This window comes from Pseudomonas izuensis (genome assembly GCF_002356535.2).
GTDB lineage: Bacteria > Pseudomonadota > Gammaproteobacteria > Pseudomonadales > Pseudomonadaceae > Aquipseudomonas > Aquipseudomonas izuensis.
On the sequence record NZ_AP017423.2, the window covers coordinates 5,174,224 to 5,190,957 of the forward strand.

The window sequence follows — 16,734 nt, forward strand, 5'->3', positions numbered from 1 at the left end:
ATGCCCCTTCGCGAGCAGGCTCGCTCCCACAGGGTTAGCATTCAGGCCAATCAGGCGTAGTAATCGACGGCGCTGGAGCCGATCACGCTGGTCACCGGGGCGGCGACTTCGGCGACGCCCTGTACGGCTTCGTCATCCATGCCGTCGAGGCGGCCACCGCTGGCACTGGTTCGCCCGCTTTGTCTCTGCTGAGCCTGCTCCTGCCCCTGCTGCGAACCCCGGGACTGGTCGGACACATTGACGTCGACCTGGCCCATGCCCTGCTGCGCGAACATGTCACGCAAACGATGCATCTGGCCGTCCAGCGCTTCGCGAACGCCGGGGTGTGCACTCATGAATGTCACTTGGGTCTGTTGGTCCGGAACCATGTTCACCCGAATGTCGAGGCGCCCTAGCTCGGCCGGTTGCAACTGGATATCCGCCGCCTTGAGATTGGCGCTGGACAGGTACATGACCCGATTCACGACTTCCTCGGTCCAGCCGCTCTGATGCATGGCAATCGGCTGGTTCACCGGTACCGCGTTGGCAGTTTTCGGCGTAGCCGCCTGGGTCAGCGCCGCCAGACGGTTGGCGAAGTCGTCCACCCGGGTATCGCTGCTGGCAGATTTGAGATCCTTGAGACCGTCATCGATCAGGCCGCTGAACGCCTTGTCGCCACCCTGGCTGGTGCTGTCCTTGTCGGCCTGCACGTCGAGCATGTTGGCCATGCCCGCGGCAAAGTTCTGCGCCGGGGTCTGCTCGCCATCGGCCTGCGCCTGGGCAGGCGTTGGTGCGGCTTTGGGTTGTGCCTGGCTGGACGCGGAAACGTGGCCGCTCTGCTCCATGGCCAGGCGCACGGCGGGCAGCGCGTCGAGCGGATCGGCTTCAGGGTCGAAATCGGTGTCGGTGGTAGCGACCGCTGGCGTTGTTGCGGCGACAGCCGCGGCAACCGGTGCCTGGTCCGGTTTCGGTTCGGCTTCCACCACGGGCGTCGTGGCCGGGACTGGCGCGGTGACAACTGGCTGAACGGACTGAAGCAAGGCAGGATCGAGCGCCGGATCGACAGGTGCAGTGTCAACGACCGGAGTCTGGGCGGTGTCCGCCGGGTCCTCGCTCGCCGCCTTGTCACCAGCCTGCGCCGGTTTGTCGGCGGGCAAGGTTTTGCCGCTATCGGCAACGGCCGGTTCCGGGGCGGCAGATTCGTCGTCGGCGACATCCTTCTTGCCGGCACCGTCCGGGGCTTTGTCACGTACCGGCCTGGCCGAACCATCAGCCGCTACGTCAGGTTTGTTCTGACCTTGCCTGGCATACACTTGAGCGAAGCTTGCAGCCTTGTCCCCGGGCTCGGCGGGCAGCGCCGTGGAATTGGCGGAGGCGGCCTGAGTCTTGGCCTGCGTGGCGGCCTGAAGAAGAATGTTAGGGGTAACGGGCATTTAACGGTCTCCGCTGCACTGGGATCGTAGGTACAGTTGGGAGAGTTGACTGCAAAGGTCGCGCCAGTTTTGCTCGAGCGTGATCAATAAGGCCGAACGGTCGTGATGGCCGAGAGAGAACGCTGCCGTTCTTCTTCATAAAGTGGCCGGATAAGGGCGAACTCACGGGCAACATCAGCGATCAGGGCTTCAATGCCTGAAAGGTTTCGCGCCTTGGCCCGTTGCTCCAGGTCATGACACAGCCCGGCCAGGCGAGTGGCGCCCATGTTGCTGCTGCTGCCCTTGAAGCTGTGCGCGGTCTCGAGTATCTGCGTGGCGTCGGCCGCCACGGTCAATTGCTGCAACCGTTCTTCGGAGTCTGCGAGGAAGGTCTCGACCAATGTCGAAAACTCATCCTCCATGACTTCCCGCAACGCGCTCAGCACGTTTGGGTCCAGATGTGTGTCAGCCACTTGTTCACTCCTTGATCAAGAATGTGCGGATTATGCCAGAGCCTTCCAGAAAAACTCCACGCGGGCACTTCGACCATCGTCGGACCAACTGGCATTACGCCCCAACTGACGGATCAGACTGACGCCGCGTCCCGACAAACGGACAGGATCAATCGGACGCTCCATCACCCGATCGACATCAAATCCCACGCCGCTGTCCTCGACGCGTATCACCAGGCAACCACCCTCATCTTGTGGCGTGACCTCCAGATGCACTCGCACATAACCGTCCTGCAGGCCGTCCAGCCGTGAATTGCGCTGCTGGTAATAACGGGCGAAACCCGCGAGATCACGCTTGAGACTGGAATCCAGCCCCAGCACGCCATGTTCCAGGGCGTTGGAGTACAGCTCTGCAAGAACGCTGTACAGGGCCCCGCTCTGCGCCCGCAGACCGTGAACCTCGAGTAGCAGTTGCAACAGGTATGGCAGCGGATTGAAACGCTTGAGCGTGGCGGCACGAAACTCGAAACTCACCGACCAGTCCAGCGGACAGGACTGACCACTGTCGGAATAGACCGGAACGGGCGGACTCAGGTGAGCCGGATCCAACAGGCTGATTTCGACCATGCTGACATCGTCCCGGGCTTCGCCGCGAAAATCCCGTAGCGCCTGCTCGATTTCCTCGAACAACGCATCGGGCTGACGATTGGCCGCGAACACTTGCTGCAACCGCTGCACGCCAAACAGCTGATCATTGGCATCGCAGGTATCGATCACGCCGTCGGACAACAAAAACACCCGATCACCGAGCGCCATCGGAAACACTTCAGTGCGGTCATCAAAGGTTTGCGGACTCAACACCCCCAGGGGCAAATGCCGGGCCGTCAGGGGCGTTCGCTCCCCCGTGGCGATGCTGTGCAGATAGCCGTCCGGCATGCCGCCGTTCCAGACCTCCACCGAACGACGCTGGAAGCTCAGGCACAACAGCGTTGCGCAACAGAACATGTCCACCGGCAGGATGCGTTTGAGCTTGGCATTCATCTCGCGCAAGGTTTCCGCCAGGCCATAGCCCTTGGCGGTCATGCCGTAAAAGACTTCGGCCAGGGGCATCGCGCCAACCGCGGCCGGCAAACCATGGCCGGTGAAATCACCGAGCAACACGTGCATGTCGCCCGACGGGGTGAACGCCGCCAACAGCAAATCACCGTTGAACAGCGCATAAGGTGATTGCAGATAGCGAATGTTGGGGGCGTTCAGACAGCCGGAATGGGCCACTTTGTCGAACACGGCCTTGGCCACCCGCTGCTCGTTGAGCAAATAGTCGTGATGCCGGGCGATCTGGTCACGCTGCTGCAGCACGGTCGCCTGCAGCCGCCGCAATCGGTCCATCGCCTTGATCTTGGCGGCGAGGATCACCTGGTTGTACGGTTTCGCCAGAAAATCGTCACCCCCGACCTCCAGGCAACGGGCCAAGGCTTCGCTTTCGGACAGCGAGGTGAGAAAGATGATCGGCACCAGGGTTTCCCCGGCCAGCGCCTTGATCTGTCGGGCCGCTTCGAAACCATCCATCACCGGCATCATCGCGTCCATCAACACCAGTTGCGGCCGTTGCTGGCGAAACGCCTCGACCGCTTCGGCACCGTTGGCAGCCGTCAGCACTTGATGGCCCTGGCGCCGGACGATACTCGACAACAGCATGCGATCAGCCGCGCTGTCTTCAGCGATCAGTATCGTCAGCGATTCGAGTGCAGGCTGCACGGCGATCAACTGATGTCGAACAGTTTGTCGAAATTGGAGATAGCGAGGATTTTCCTCACGTCGGAACTGCTGTTGACCACGCGGATATCGGCGTCGTCGCCGCCGGCGTGATCGCGCAACAGGAGCAGCATGCCCAATGCGGAACTGTCGAGGTAGGTCGCCTCTTTCAGGTCGATCACGACCTCTGCGAGATCCTTGTCTTCGTAGGACTCTCGAAATTCCTGGTGCTTGGCGAAATCGAATCGTCCCTTGACCGATATCGTCAGTTTTTGCCCATTCGCAGAGACTTCTGTAACGACTGACATGTCATGGCTTCCTTGTCGTTGGTAAACCTGCTTGTTCAAGGTTTAGCAGTTGGTAGAGGTTGGGGCAAGGTTAGGAATTGTGGCGCCCATCAGATCGCCATCGCGGGCAAGCCTTGCTCCCACAGAGGCTCGACGCGAACCTGTGGGAGCAAGGCTTGCCCGCGATGAACGATAACGCGGATTCAATATTGATCCTGCCGCGGCAAGCGCTGGGACAATTCATCCAGCAGCTTTTGCTCGCGCTTGTCTTCCAGCGCCCGCGCCTCATCGATGTACCGCTGAACCAGTTTGCGCAAGCCTTCGACCCGGGCGAACGCCTGCTGCCAAGTGTCCCGCGCCTTGTTCAGGTTGTTCTGGTGCCAGGCCAGGCTCTGGCGCTGCTGATCGATGGCCGTGCCCAATTGTGCGAGGAAACCCTGATACCCCAGCAGCCATTGGCCCGATACGCCGCCGCTGCCGCGTACGATCCACTGTTCCTGATAGTCGAGACGAAAGGCTTCGAGGTCGTCGAGCTTGCTTTGCGCCAGACGCACCTGCCCCTGGAAATGACCCAGGCGCTGGACTGCGGTTTTCTCCGCCTTCTCGGCCATTTCCACCACGGGCGCCAGGCGCCCTGCCCGAGTCTGGGCCATGATCGGTTAACCGCCCGCCGCGGGCGCGAAGATCGACGCGAGATACGCTTCGCTTTCGCCCAGGCTGATGCTGTCGTTGAGGCCCTGACGCAGGTACTTGACCAGTTGCGGTTGCAGGGAAATCGCCAGGTCGGTTTCGCGATCCCCACCGGCGACGTAGGCGCCAACGCTGATCAGGTCCCGACTCTGCTGATAGCGCGACCACAATTGCTTGAAGTACTGCGCGCGGGTCATGTGCTCCGGCGACACTACCGCCGGCATGACCCGGCTGATGGACGCCTCGATATCGATGGCCGGGTAATGCCCTTCCTCGGCCAGTCGCCGCGACAGCACGATGTGCCCGTCGAGCACCCCTCGCGCCGAGTCGGCAATCGGGTCCTGCTGGTCATCGCCTTCGGACAGCACGGTATAGAACGCGGTGATCGAACCGCCGCCCTTCTCGGCATTACCGGCCCGCTCCACCAGTTTCGGCAACTTGGCGAACACCGACGGCGGATAGCCCTTGGTTGCCGGCGGCTCGCCGATGGCCAGGGCGATTTCCCGCTGGGCCTGGGCGAAACGGGTCAACGAGTCCATCAGCAACAGGACGTTCTTGCCCTTGTCGCGGAAGTACTCGGCGATACGCGTGCAATACATGGCGGCGCGCAGACGCATCAGCGGCGCATCGTCCGCCGGCGATGCCACCACCACCGAACGCTTGAGCCCTTCTTCACCGAGGATGTGCTCGATGAATTCTTTAACTTCACGACCCCGCTCACCGATCAGCCCGACGACGATAATGTCGGCCTCGGTAAAGCGGGTCATCATGCCCAGCAACACCGACTTACCGACACCGGTACCGGCAAACAGGCCAAGCCGCTGGCCGCGACCGACCGTCAACATCCCGTTGATGCAACGGATGCCCACGTCCAGCGGCTCACTGATCGGCTCACGCTTGAGCGGGTTGATGGTCGGGCCGTCCATCGGCACCCAATCCTCGGCCTTCATCCCGCCCTTGCCGTCCAGCGCACGACCGGCGCCATCGAGCACCCGCCCGAGCATGCTCATGCCCATGGGCAAGCGGCCGCTGTCCAACAGCGGAACCACCCGGGCTCCGGGCGCAATACCGGCGACGCTGCCGACCGGCATCAGGAAGACCTTGCTGCCGGAGAAGCCCATGACTTCGGCCTCAACCTGCACCGGGTGATAGCTGTCGTCGTTGATGACCATGCAGCGACTGCCCATGGCCGCGCGCAAGCCTTCGGCTTCGAGGGTCAGGCCGACCATGCGCAGCAGGCGGCCTTCGAGGATCGGTGCGCCTTCCAATTGCGTGGCCTCGGCATAACTGCTCAGGCGCTTGGCGAAACTGGTGCGTTCAAGGCGCATCGGGAATGTCCGCGGCCGGCTTGCTTTCGATGGGCATTTCCAGGCTCACGTCCGGTGCGGCCGGGTGCAGAGCCTGTTCGTGCAACTGATCGAACAGCTTGTCCATCACCCGCACGACGCGGGTCTCCACCGTGGCATCGATCCGGCTGTGCTCGGTCTCGACCCGGCAGCCGCCCGGCAACAGCGCCTCGTCTTCGACGATGCGCCAGGTTTCTTCATGGCGCTCGCGCAGGGCTTTGACCTGTTGGAAATCCTGCGGATTGATGTACAGGCGCACATTGCCCACGCCCAACGGCAGCAGCTTGAGGGCTTCGCGCATGACGTGTTCGATTTGCGTCGAGTCGATGGCCAGTTCGCGCTGGATCACCTGTTTGGTGATGTGCTGCACGAGGTCGACCAAGGACTTTTCAATCAGTGTGTCCTGTTCGGCGATGGGCTCGAACAGGTGCGCCATCAATTGCTCAAGCCCCGCGATCTTGGCCGCCAGCGCCACTTCGGCTTCCTGGCGAACCTTGAGCGTGGTGCTGTGGAATCCTTCTTTCTCACCCACAGCGAAACCTTCGTTGTAGGCTTCCTGGCGAATGCTTTCGAGTTCTTCGAGGGTCAGTGGCTGGACTTCCTCCAGCGGCACTTCTTCCATTTCCGGCGGTTCGGGTTCCGGCTCCGGCTCAGGCTCGGGTGCCGGCGGGTCGAAGCTGGGCAGTGCCCAGGTATCGAAACCACTGACATCCCTGGCCCGGATCAGGTCAGTGGGTTCATCATCATGCTTGGCCATGGTGTTAAATCATTTCCTCGCCGCCTTTGCCGCCGAGAACGATTTCTCCGGCTTCGGCCATACGACGGGCGATGGTGAGGATTTCCTTCTGCGCGGTTTCCACGTCGCTGACGCGCACCGGGCCCTTGGCTTCGAGGTCGTCGCGCAACAGTTCGGCCGCACGCTTGGACATGTTCTTGAAGATTTTCTCTTTGACGTTTTCGTCCGACCCCTTGAGGGCCAGCACGAGCACGTCGGAGGACACTTCGCGCAGCAATGCCTGGATACCGCGGTCGTCGACGTCGGCCAGGTTGTTGAACACGAACATGAGGTCTTCGATCTGACCGGACAGGTCTTCGTCGACTTCGCGGATCGAGTCCATGAGCTGGCCTTCGATCGAGCTGTCGAGGAAGTTCATGATGTCGGCCGCGCGCTTGATACCACCCAAGGTGGTGCGCGAGGCATTCGAGTTACCGGAGAACTGCTTCTCGAGAATCTGGTTGAGTTCTTTCAGGGCCGCAGGCTGTACGGTGTTGAGCGAGGACACCCGCAAAATAATGTCCAGGCGCACCTTGTGGTCGAAGTTGCCGAGCACTTCGCCGGCCTGGTCCGGATCGAGATACGCCACCACGATTGCCTGGATCTGCGGGTGTTCGTAACGGATCACGTCGGCGACGGCGCGCGGCTCCATCCACTTCAGGCTGTCGAGGCCACTGGTGTTGCCACCCAGCAGGATGCGGTCGATCAGGCCGTTGGCCTTGTCCTCGCCCAGGGCCTGGGTGAGCATCTTGCGCACGTAGTCGTCGGAGCCGACGCCCAGGCTGGTCTGGTCGCCGACGATGTCGACGAACTCGCTCATCACCTGCTCGACCTGCTCGCGGTGCACGTTACCCATCTGTGCCATGGCCACGCCCACACGCTGGACCTCTTTGGGTCCCATGTGGCGCAGTACCTGGGCGGCGTCGGTAGAACCCAGGGACAGCAGCAGAATCGCGGCTTTGTCGACCTTGGTCAGTTTGGCGGCAATGGCTCGGTTATCACTCATCTGCGTTAATCCACTCTTTCACGACCTGGGCCACACGCCCCGGGTCTTCAGCCACCAGACTCTTGATTGCGTTCAACTGAGCGTCATAACCTTCGCTCGGGCTCGGCAGCAGGATACTGGTCGGGCCACCGAGGCTGACGCGGTCGTTGGCCAGTTCGCCGTCCAGGCCGCCCATGCCACCCAGCTCGACGTCGCTGCCGATACCCGCCAGCTGCTTGCCCTTGCCGCCACCGGTGATGTTGTTGAGCACCGGGCGCAGCACGCCGAACACCAGCACCAGAATGAACAAGACGCCCAGCACTTGCTTGACGATGTCCCAGAACCACGGCTGGGAGTAGAACGGAATGTCGGCAATCACTTCGCCACGATCGGCGGAGAACGGCATGTTGATCACGCTGACGCTGTCGCCACGGCTGGCGTCGAAACCGACCGCATCCTGGACCAGGCGGGTGAAGCGTGCCAGTTCATCGGCGGTCCATGGCGCGCGGGTGGTTTCGCCATTGGCCGGGTTGACCTTGACCTGATCATCCACCACCACCGACACCGACAGGCGATTCAAACGGCCCTGCTGCTGCTTGGTGTGGCTGATGGAACGGTCGAGTTCGAAGTTCTTGGTCGATTGTGAACGCTTGTCCGCCGGGTACGGTGCCAGCATTGGCTGACCGGTGGCCGGGTCCATGATTTGCTGGCCGTTGGCATCGATCAATGGCTGGCCTGGCTGCACCATGCCCGCTGCCGCTGTAGTGCCGCCTGTGGTTTGCGGCGCGGAAGCCGGCGACGGTGGCTGGTTGCTCAAGGCACCCGGCACACCTTGCGGGCCATTGCTGGCGGTGCGCTGTTCATTGACCGACTGCTCGCTGCGCAATGCCGGTTGGTCCGGGTTGAACTGCTCGGAGGTCGATTCGACGGCACTGAAGTCTACATCGGCAGACACTTCAGCCTTGTAGCGGTCGTTGCCCAGCACCGGTTGCAGGATGTTGTGCACACGCTGGGTGAGCATGCTTTCCATGCGACGGCTGTAGTCGAATTGCTTGCCGGCCATGGTCAGTTCGGAGTTCTCCGCCTGATCGGAGAGCAGGTTGCCCTTCTGGTCGACCACGGTGATCTGCGACTTGCTGAGTTCAGGAACGCTGGTCGCCACCAGATTGATGATGGCCACGACCTGGCCCGGCTCCAGCGAACGACCGGAATAGAGTTCAACCAGAACCGACGCGCTTGGCTTGCGCTCATCGCGCACGAACACCGAACTCTTCGGAATCGCCAGGTGCACGCGAGCACCCTTGACGTTGTTCAAACTGGAGATGGTCCGGGCCAGTTCGCCTTCGAGGCCACGACGATAGCGGGTGGCTTCCATGAACTGGCTGGTACCCAGGCCCTGGTCCTTGTCGAGAATCTCGAAACCGATGTTGCCGTCGCTGGGAGTGACACCAGCGGCCGCCAGTTTCAGGCGCGCACGGGACAAATCATCGGCCTTGACCAGCAAGGCACCGGAATTGGGTTCTACGGTGTAAGGAATATCGGCAGAGGCCAGGGTGTCCATGACCTGTTTGGCGTCCATACCGGCAAGGCTGCCATACAGCGGACGGTAGTCCGGCTGCTGGGACCACAACACCACGGCAAAGCCAATCGCCACGCTCGCGGCCAGGCCGACCAACAGGCCCACCTGACGCAACATGGTCATCTCGGAAAGGTTTTCCAGGAAAGACAACCCGAACAGCGGCGGTTTGCCGTCTATCGGTGTGGCCTTGGCCGGAACGTTATCGGCGACTGCTTCTGCCATGACTCAATCTCGTCCTTAAACCGGCATCTGCATGATGTCTTGGTAAGCCTGAACCAGCTTGTTGCGTACTTGGGTCAACGCCTGGAAAGACACACTGGCCTTCTGCGAGGAAATCATCACGTCCGTCAGGTCGACGCCGCTCTTGCCGATCTCGAAGGCATTGGCCAACTGACTGGACGCCTGCTGGGTATCGTTCACTTTATTGACGGCCTGACCGAGCATGTCGGAAAAGCTGCTGCCATTCAGTTCAGGGACGGCGGCAGTCGATTTCGGCGCAGACATCGCATCCATTTGCATGGAACGCATGTCCAGCATCAACCGATTGAATTCAATACCTTGGCTCATGGTCTCTCTCTTTGACGAAGCTACGTCGATGGCGACCCGCAATTTTTTTGACACTCACTCGGCGGGTAGTGAGGTGTTAGCAACAAGGGTGCCAGCTCCGTGACTGCGTCCTACAAAAGCCATTCCCTGCGTTGCCATGACCGTGAATTGCCGCAAATCCATTGTGGGCGCGAGCCTGCTCGCGAAGGCGGTGTGACAGACACACAAATGTCGACTGACATTCCCTCTTCGCGGGCAGGCTCGCTCCCACAGTGGTTTGACCAGCGTCAACTTTCAGGTGGCGAACAGATAGGCTTCCACGTCCATTCCGGCGTCGCGCATCTGCGCCAGCTTGTAACGCAAGGTCCTTGGGCTGATGCCAAGCTTTTGCGCGGCCTCCTTGCGGCGGCCACGCTCGATGCGCAGGGTGTCAATGATCATTTGGAACTCGCGGCGACGCAGATCATCGCCCAAAGCCCCGGCAGACTCGGCTTCAACCTCCACGGCCCGCGCCGGCACGAGTGTCGGCAACGGCGCACAGGCAACCGGCCCGGACAGACAGAAGTCCTGGGGCTGGATCAAACCGCCCTGCTGCAGGATCAATGCGCGCTGAATCGCGTTGTCCAGTTCGCGCACATTCCCCGGCCACGGATAACCGATCAGGCACGCCTGCGCCTCAGGCGACAGCCGTGCCGCGGCATGCTTCATTTTATTGGCGTGTTTGGCCAGCAGGCGCTCGGCCAGCGGCAGGATGTCGGCAGTGCGCTCGCGCAGCGGGCGCCAGGCCAACGGAAATACAGACAGGCGATAGTAAAGATCTTCACGGAAACGCCCCGCCGCCACTTCACCGGCCAGGTCACGGTTGGTGGTCGCAACCACGCGAATGTCCAGGGCGATCGGCTTGCGCGCCCCTACCCGCTCGACCTCGCGTTCTTGCAGTACACGCAGCAGTTTGGCTTGCAGGCCGAGGGGCATTTCGGAAATTTCATCGAGCAGGAGGGTCCCGCCATTGGCCTGCTCGAACTTGCCGGCCTGTGCTGCTATGGCGCCGGTGAACGAGCCTTTTTCGTGACCGAACAGCGTGGCTTCGAGCATGTTGTCCGGGATCGCCGCACAGTTGATCGCAATGAACGGCTGGCTGGCGCGATGAGAGTGCTGGTGGATGTAGCGCGCCAGCACCTCTTTGCCCGTCCCGGATTCGCCGGAGATCAACACCGTGGAATCACTGCGCGCCACCCGCGCGGCCAATTCCAGCAGTTGCGCACTGGCCGGCTCAAAAGCTACCGGCCCTTCGCTGTCGGCGGTGCCGAGGCTGCCCAGGGCATGGCGCGCGACCAGATCGAGCAAGGCCCTGGGTTCGAATGGCTTGACCAGATAATCCGCCGCGCCCTGACGCATCGCATCGACCGCCCGCTCCACCGCACCGTGTGCCGTCATCAGCAACACCGGCAGTTGCGGCTGGCGCGCCCGCAACAAGGCAAGCAACTGATGACCATCCATGCCCGGCATGTTGACGTCGCTGACCACCAGATTGAACGCCTCGCTTTCGACCGCGACCAAGGCCTCTTCCGCCGAACCGACAGCCTTGTAATCGTGGCCGGCGAGCAACAGCGTATCGGCCAGTGCTTCGCGCAAAGCCCGGTCATCCTCAACCAGTAGAACCTTGATACCCATGACCTTCACTCCGCTCCCTGAGCGCCACTGAACAACGGCAGGATCACCTGCGCACAGGTGCCGCGACCGAGCCGCGAGCGCAAATGCAATTGTCCCTGATGAGCACGGGCAACCGCCTTGACCACGGTCAGCCCCAGGCCGGTTCCGGTGGCCTTGGTGGTGAAAAACGGCTCGCCCAGACGCGCCAGCACGGCGCGGTCGATACCGCTGCCGCTGTCGCTGATGCACACACGCAGGTGGTTGTCGCGGGCATACAGATGAACCTTCAAGCGCACATCACCGGTGCTGGCTTGAATGGCGTTTTCGATGAGATTGAGGAGGGCTCCGACCAGGGTGTCGCGATTGCACAGCAACTCGCCGGCATGGCTGTCGCACTGCCAGCGGATCGGTAACGCCTGCACATGGGTCAGCGCCGACGCCTGCAGCGTTTGCATAAGTTGCTTGGGGGTTATGCGGTCGGGCAATGGCAGCTCACCGCGGGCGAACACCAACATATCGCGCACTTGATGCTCGAGCTCATGCAGGCGCTCCTTGAGGCGCCCGGCAAAACGTTGCTGGGTCTCGACGGGCAGTGCCTGCTCGGTCAAATGACTGGCGTAAAGCAAGGCGGCGGACAAGGGTGTGCGAATCTGATGAGCCAGCGAAGCAACCATCCGGCCCAGGGACGACAGTCGCTCATGGCGGGCCAGTTGATCCTGGAGGTGTCGGGTTTCAGTCAAGTCATTCAACAGCACAAGCTGACCCGGTTCGGCATCCAGCGAACGCGTGGCAATCGACAGGCGCCGCTTATCCTTGAGGGAGATTTCATGACCGTCGTCTTCGCGAGGCGCAAAACAGCGAGCAATGACGTGACGCCACAACTCACCTTCGAGCGGCAGACCCAGCAGTTCGGAGGCCGCCGGATTGGCTTCGCGCACGATGCCCTGAGCGTCGATGACGATGACGCCACCAGGCAACAGGTCGAGCAGATTTTGCAGACGGTTGGCCAGGCGCTCTTTTTCCGCCAGCTCCTGCATGCGCTGAGCACTGACCACGGCCAGCTCGCCCTTGAGCTCGGTAACCCGGGCTTCGAGCATGCTGTAGGAACTGGTCAATTGGCTCGACATCTGGTTGAACAGGGCGAAAGCCTGCTCGAGGCCAAGCCGGCTTGCCTGCTCTACGGACGACGATTGCCCCAAGGTATCTGGAGCAGGAGACATCTGGGCGGCTTGGGGCATCGTGCTCTCTCGCTTGGCTGACCGTCAGTGAAACGGAACGTTGCGAGGGACGTAGCAATACCCGTGCCTAAAAAAAACTGCTTATAAATGAGGAGGTTGAAAAACAGGCGTCAATCATCCGCCTGTTCATCTCCGTCACGACGGCTCATACCGTACTTGCGCATCTTTTCCACCAACGTAGTGCGGCGGATACGCAGCCGTTCGGCAGCGCGCGCCACGATACCGTTGGCATCATCCAGCGCCTGCTGAATCAGCCCCTGCTCCAGACCGCCGAGGTAGTCCTTCAGGTCCAGGCCTTCCGGCGGCAGCATGGCATTGGCGGTGAAGTCCGGGGTATGACCATTGATGGCCACCCGCTCTTCGAGATCGCTGCGCAGGCTGTCGACCATTTGCTCATCTTCATCGTCGACGTAACGGAATTTCTTCGGCAGTTCGACCACGCCGATCACCCCGTACGGATGCATGATCGCCATGCGTTCCACCAGGTTGGCCAGCTCGCGGACGTTGCCCGGCCAGCCATGACGGCACAGGGACATGATGGCTGCGGAGTTGAAGCGGATCGAACCACGCTTCTCGTGCTCCATGCGCGAGATCAACTCGTTCATCAGCAACGGAATGTCTTCGACACGCTCGCGCAGCGGCGCCATCTCGATCGGGAACACATTCAGGCGGTAGTACAGGTCTTCGCGGAACGTGCCGATCTCGATCATGCTTTCGAGATTCTTGTGGGTCGCCGCAATGATGCGTACATCGACGCTTTGGGTCTTGTTGCTGCCCACGCGTTCGAAGGTGCGCTCCTGCAACACGCGCAGCAACTTGACCTGCATCGGCAGCGGCATGTCGCCGATTTCATCGAGGAACAGGGTACCGCCGTTGGCCAGCTCGAAACGCCCGGCACGGCTGGTGATCGCTCCGGTGAAGGCGCCCTTCTCGTGACCGAACAATTCGCTTTCCAGCAGCTCGGCCGGAATCGCCCCGCAATTGACCGGCACGAACGGTGCCTCACGACGCTTGGAATGGTAATGCAGGTTGCGCGCGACCACTTCCTTGCCGGTCCCGGACTCGCCCAGGATCAACACGCTGGCATCGGTATCGGCGACTTGCTGCATCATCTGGCGGACGTGCTGGATCGCCCGGCTGGTGCCGACGAGGCTGCGGAAAAGATTGGGTTCGCGATGACGACCGCGCTCGCGGGCCTGGTCATACATCTCGCGGTAGACCTGGGCGCGGTGCAGCGAGTCGAGCAACTTGCTGTAGCTGGGTGGCATTTCGAGGGTCGAAAGCACCCGGCGACGCTGGTCCTCCGGCAGGTCAATGGAAGAATTATCGCCCATTAACAAAACCGGAAGGAACTCATCCCATGTCGAGAGTGTCTTTAGCAAGCCCAGAAGCGCCCCAGGAGCATTGACCGTCCCGATGAGGACACAGATTACTTCGCGACTAGATGACAATGAGCCGACAGCCTGCTGCCAATCGTGGCTCCCGCAGGGCAAATTTTCTTCGCCGAGAAAATTTAAAATCACCGCCAGGTCGCGGCGGCGGACGCTATCGTCATCTATCAGCAGAATTTTGGTTTCACGCCACATGCAATAGCAACTTCCCTAGTCAACTCAATGCCCAAAATGCTGGGGCAAGCTACACGCTTGCAGGCAAGATCATGCCTGAAGACGACTGAAATCTGGAACCAGCCACTAGTTAAGTCAAAAAACCGTGCACAGTCAAATTTATGGCGCACTATGTTTGGATTAACCGAGGATTAATTAACCAAACAGATGGTAAACCTTTGCAGCCTTCTGTGCTTGGGAGATCTGCGACATCTCATCGACTATCGCCTGCCTCTCCCCTGTCGCCGCTTCAAGAAGCTGCTTGTACACCCCCAGCAATTCCTCAAGATTATCGCGCAACTCGACTTCGCTCACCGAAGACTCACTCATGACATCCTCCATGCAGGAACGGCAATCCAGGTCCAATTGACCAATGGCTTCCCAGTTTCGCTCGGCCAATGCATCGACCAGGCCGGCGCGCGCTTGTTCGATTCGCTGCAATACAGGACTCATGGTGTTCTCCTTAAAACTGCGGACCCGGTGTAGCAATAGCGTCCCAACCGTCTTTGACGGTGCGAAGCAAATCGGCGACTTCGTCAAGGATCACTGGATCTGTCTTGAGGTTGGCCTCGGTCAAACGCTTCATCATGTAGGTGTAGAGGTTATCCAGCTCACCCACCGATTCGGCCTGGTTTTCCAGATCCAGTCCCTCACGCAGGCCACCGATGATGCCGATGGCCTTGCCGATCAATATCCCTTTGTTCGGGATATCCTTGCGCTCCATGGCACCCTTGGCCTGAGCGATACGATCCAGACCACCCTCCATCAGCATCTGCACCAGACGGTGGGGGCTGGCTTCGGAAGTCTGCGCCTGGGCGCCAATCTTCTGGTATTGGCGAAGGGCTAACATTGGATTCATGTTGTACCTCATCTGAATGCTTTGGTTCGTATAAACAGCGTATCGACGACGCGTCAAAAAACTTTAGATGCATATGCAAAAAGCCCGGAACGCTCAAAACGTTGCCGGGCTTTTGGCGCTAACGGATGATCAGCTGTTCTTCTGCTGCGCGGTGATGGCTTCGAACATCGACGTGATGTTGCTGGCCGTGGCCTTGAGCTTGCCGACCAGGGTGTCCATGTCGTTGTACTTTTTGGTCAGCACGGCCGTCAGCGTTTCTACACGACGATCGAGCGCCTCCTGATCGGCAGCCAGCTTGGAAGCTGTCTTGTTCAGACTGGTGCTGCGCTGATCAAGAATGCCACCGGTTTGAGTGAACGGGGTGATCGCCTTGGTCATGCGCGACAGCAGACCGTTAGTGCCCGTGAACATCTCCTGGACCTCACCGCCCAGTTTCTTGTCATTCATCGCGACGTTGAATTTGGTGCTGTCGAAATCCAGTGCACCGGTCTTCTGGTTGGTGGTGATCCCCAACTGCGCGAGCACCGTGAGCTTGTCGCCAGCACCGGTTTCCGACAGAGGTCCGCGAATGGTGGACAGAATCGAGCGACCCAGCGCATCCCCCGTCAACGCCGCCGAAACCGGATTGCCATTGGCATCGACCGAAGGCGTGGTCAACTTCGTGATGCCATTGACGATGGCATTGTAGGAATCAACGAATTTCTGGATCGAAGCCTTCAGGCCATCGTTGTTGCTTGCCACGGAAACCGTCGTCGAACCGGTCGCCGTCAGGTTCAGCGTCAAGCCGGAAACCGCCTTGTCGACCGAATTGGTCTTGCTGGTCAACGCCATGCCGTCAATGGTGAAGTTGGCATCGACAGCCAGTGCGCCGATGGTGCCGGCGGACGTGAGGGACATCGGAGAACCGCTGGTGCCGATGACGTTACTTCCATCGATGGCCAGCTCTGCAATGCCGCTAACGGAAATATCCGAGCCTGCCCCGGTATTGGTCGATCCCAGCACCAGGCGCGAACCAAAGGAGTCGGTGACGATGTTGGCACTGACGCCCGCGAGCTTGAGCGAACTGTCAGCGTTGATCGAGTCACGGACCGATTGCAGTGTCGCACCGCTGCCAACACTGACGTTGTAGTTTTTGCCGCTCTGACTGATGGTCAGCGTGCCCGCGTTAATCGCGCTGCTCGCACCACCGACAAAAGCAGCGCTGGCCACTTTGGACGAAGTGGCGAGATTGCCGACGTTAACATTGTAGGTGCCGCCCACGGCCGTGTTGCTGGCGGTAGCCGTCAGGATTTTCACATCGGCGGAAGTCGCGGCATAGCCTGGAAACTGCGGGCTGGTTGTGCTGCCCAGATCAGTCATGGACTTGTTGAACGCAGCCATCAAGGATTTCAAGGTGCCAATACCGGAGATGCTTGCGGTGTTAGCCGAAGTCCCACGGGTGATCTGACCTTGCTTGGCCGCTTTATCAGAATCGACCAGTGCCTTGACGATAGCGGTGGTATCGAGGCCGGAACCTAAGCCCAGACCCGGTAAAATTGGACTTGCCATGTAGATCTCCCTTCAGTGTCTCGCCG

At 60.6% G+C, this 16,734-nt stretch carries 16 protein-coding genes; all 16 read right to left on the minus strand.

The window, feature by feature from the left end:
* Positions 1-50 precede the first annotated feature (50 nt).
* A complete protein-coding gene (locus tag LAB08_RS22970; protein ID WP_096509568.1) occupies positions 51-1,412 on the minus strand; it encodes a flagellar hook-length control protein FliK in 1,362 nt (453 codons plus the stop codon).
* 83 nt (positions 1,413-1,495) lie between these two features.
* Positions 1,496-1,864, minus strand: coding sequence for an Hpt domain-containing protein (locus LAB08_RS22975; protein WP_096509567.1), 369 nt, complete (start codon positions 1,862-1,864; stop codon positions 1,496-1,498).
* Between the two features lie 30 nt (positions 1,865-1,894).
* Positions 1,895-3,601 (minus strand): ATP-binding SpoIIE family protein phosphatase, encoded by a 1,707-nt coding sequence (locus tag LAB08_RS22980; RefSeq protein ID WP_096515224.1) that lies wholly within the window; start codon positions 3,599-3,601, stop codon positions 1,895-1,897.
* A 5-nt stretch (positions 3,602-3,606) separates the two neighbouring features.
* Positions 3,607-3,906 (minus strand): STAS domain-containing protein, encoded by a 300-nt coding sequence (locus LAB08_RS22985; protein WP_096509566.1) that lies wholly within the window; start codon positions 3,904-3,906, stop codon positions 3,607-3,609.
* A 182-nt stretch (positions 3,907-4,088) separates the two neighbouring features.
* Entirely contained in the window at positions 4,089-4,538 is a 450-nt protein-coding gene (gene fliJ, locus LAB08_RS22990; protein ID WP_096509565.1) for a flagellar export protein FliJ, read from the minus strand.
* A gap of 6 nt (positions 4,539-4,544) precedes the next feature.
* Positions 4,545-5,903: a flagellar protein export ATPase FliI gene (gene fliI, locus LAB08_RS22995; protein WP_096509564.1), complete on the minus strand. Its 1,359-nt coding sequence runs from the start codon at positions 5,901-5,903 to the stop codon at positions 4,545-4,547.
* On the minus strand, positions 5,893-6,678 hold the full coding sequence (gene fliH, locus LAB08_RS23000) for a flagellar assembly protein FliH (protein WP_096509563.1): 786 nt from the start codon (positions 6,676-6,678) through the stop codon (positions 5,893-5,895). Before fliH ends, fliI begins: the two co-directional genes overlap by 11 nt.
* 4 nt (positions 6,679-6,682) lie before the next feature.
* On the minus strand, positions 6,683-7,702 hold the full coding sequence (gene fliG / locus LAB08_RS23005; protein WP_096509562.1) for a flagellar motor switch protein FliG: 1,020 nt from the start codon (positions 7,700-7,702) through the stop codon (positions 6,683-6,685).
* Positions 7,695-9,482, minus strand: coding sequence for a flagellar basal-body MS-ring/collar protein FliF (gene fliF / locus LAB08_RS23010; protein WP_096509561.1), 1,788 nt, complete (start codon positions 9,480-9,482; stop codon positions 7,695-7,697). Before fliF ends, fliG begins: the two co-directional genes overlap by 8 nt.
* A 15-nt stretch (positions 9,483-9,497) precedes the next feature.
* Positions 9,498-9,827: a flagellar hook-basal body complex protein FliE gene (gene fliE, locus LAB08_RS23015; protein WP_084320560.1), complete on the minus strand. Its 330-nt coding sequence runs from the start codon at positions 9,825-9,827 to the stop codon at positions 9,498-9,500.
* A gap of 273 nt (positions 9,828-10,100) precedes the next feature.
* Positions 10,101-11,480, minus strand: coding sequence for a sigma-54-dependent transcriptional regulator (locus tag LAB08_RS23020; RefSeq protein ID WP_096509560.1), 1,380 nt, complete (start codon positions 11,478-11,480; stop codon positions 10,101-10,103).
* Between the two features lie 5 nt (positions 11,481-11,485).
* A complete protein-coding gene (locus tag LAB08_RS23025; RefSeq protein WP_172901660.1) occupies positions 11,486-12,679 on the minus strand; it encodes a sensor histidine kinase in 1,194 nt (397 codons plus the stop codon).
* Positions 12,680-12,807: 128 nt separating this feature from the next.
* Positions 12,808-14,283 carry a sigma-54 dependent transcriptional regulator gene (locus LAB08_RS23030; protein WP_077045767.1) on the minus strand — a complete coding sequence of 492 codons (1,476 nt, stop codon included), beginning with the start codon at positions 14,281-14,283 and terminating at the stop codon, positions 12,808-12,810.
* A 174-nt stretch (positions 14,284-14,457) separates the two neighbouring features.
* Positions 14,458-14,754 (minus strand): flagellar protein FliT, encoded by a 297-nt coding sequence (gene fliT, locus LAB08_RS23035; RefSeq protein WP_096509558.1) that lies wholly within the window; start codon positions 14,752-14,754, stop codon positions 14,458-14,460.
* Between the two features lie 10 nt (positions 14,755-14,764).
* The gene (fliS, locus tag LAB08_RS23040) at positions 14,765-15,160 is read right to left on the minus strand and encodes a flagellar export chaperone FliS (RefSeq protein ID WP_096509557.1); all 396 of its coding nucleotides are present in this window, start codon (positions 15,158-15,160) and stop codon (positions 14,765-14,767) included.
* A 129-nt stretch (positions 15,161-15,289) separates the two neighbouring features.
* Entirely contained in the window at positions 15,290-16,708 is a 1,419-nt protein-coding gene (fliD, locus tag LAB08_RS23045; protein ID WP_096509556.1) for a flagellar filament capping protein FliD, read from the minus strand.
* Between the last annotated feature and the right edge of the window lie 26 nt (positions 16,709-16,734).

Coding starts and splice junctions, on each gene's coding strand:
- fliH (WP_096509563.1), bottom strand. CDS start 6,678: ATGGCCAAGCATGATGATGAACCCACTGACCTGATCCGGGCCAGGGAT.
- LAB08_RS23025 (WP_172901660.1), bottom strand. CDS start 12,679: ATGTCTCCTGCTCCAGATACCTTGGGGCAATCGTCGTCCGTAGAGCAG.
- fliJ (WP_096509565.1), bottom strand. CDS start 4,538: ATGGCCCAGACTCGGGCAGGGCGCCTGGCGCCCGTGGTGGAAATGGCC.
- fliF (WP_096509561.1), bottom strand. CDS start 9,482: ATGGCAGAAGCAGTCGCCGATAACGTTCCGGCCAAGGCCACACCGATA.
- fliE (WP_084320560.1), bottom strand. CDS start 9,827: ATGAGCCAAGGTATTGAATTCAATCGGTTGATGCTGGACATGCGTTCC.
- fliG (WP_096509562.1), bottom strand. CDS start 7,702: ATGAGTGATAACCGAGCCATTGCCGCCAAACTGACCAAGGTCGACAAA.
- LAB08_RS22970 (WP_096509568.1), bottom strand. CDS start 1,412: ATGCCCGTTACCCCTAACATTCTTCTTCAGGCCGCCACGCAGGCCAAG.
- LAB08_RS22985 (WP_096509566.1), bottom strand. CDS start 3,906: ATGTCAGTCGTTACAGAAGTCTCTGCGAATGGGCAAAAACTGACGATA.
- fliT (WP_096509558.1), bottom strand. CDS start 14,754: ATGAGTCCTGTATTGCAGCGAATCGAACAAGCGCGCGCCGGCCTGGTC.
- LAB08_RS23020 (WP_096509560.1), bottom strand. CDS start 11,480: ATGGGTATCAAGGTTCTACTGGTTGAGGATGACCGGGCTTTGCGCGAA.
- LAB08_RS23030 (WP_077045767.1), bottom strand. CDS start 14,283: ATGTGGCGTGAAACCAAAATTCTGCTGATAGATGACGATAGCGTCCGC.
- fliS (WP_096509557.1), bottom strand. CDS start 15,160: ATGAATCCAATGTTAGCCCTTCGCCAATACCAGAAGATTGGCGCCCAG.
- fliI (WP_096509564.1), bottom strand. CDS start 5,903: ATGCGCCTTGAACGCACCAGTTTCGCCAAGCGCCTGAGCAGTTATGCC.
- fliD (WP_096509556.1), bottom strand. CDS start 16,708: ATGGCAAGTCCAATTTTACCGGGTCTGGGCTTAGGTTCCGGCCTCGAT.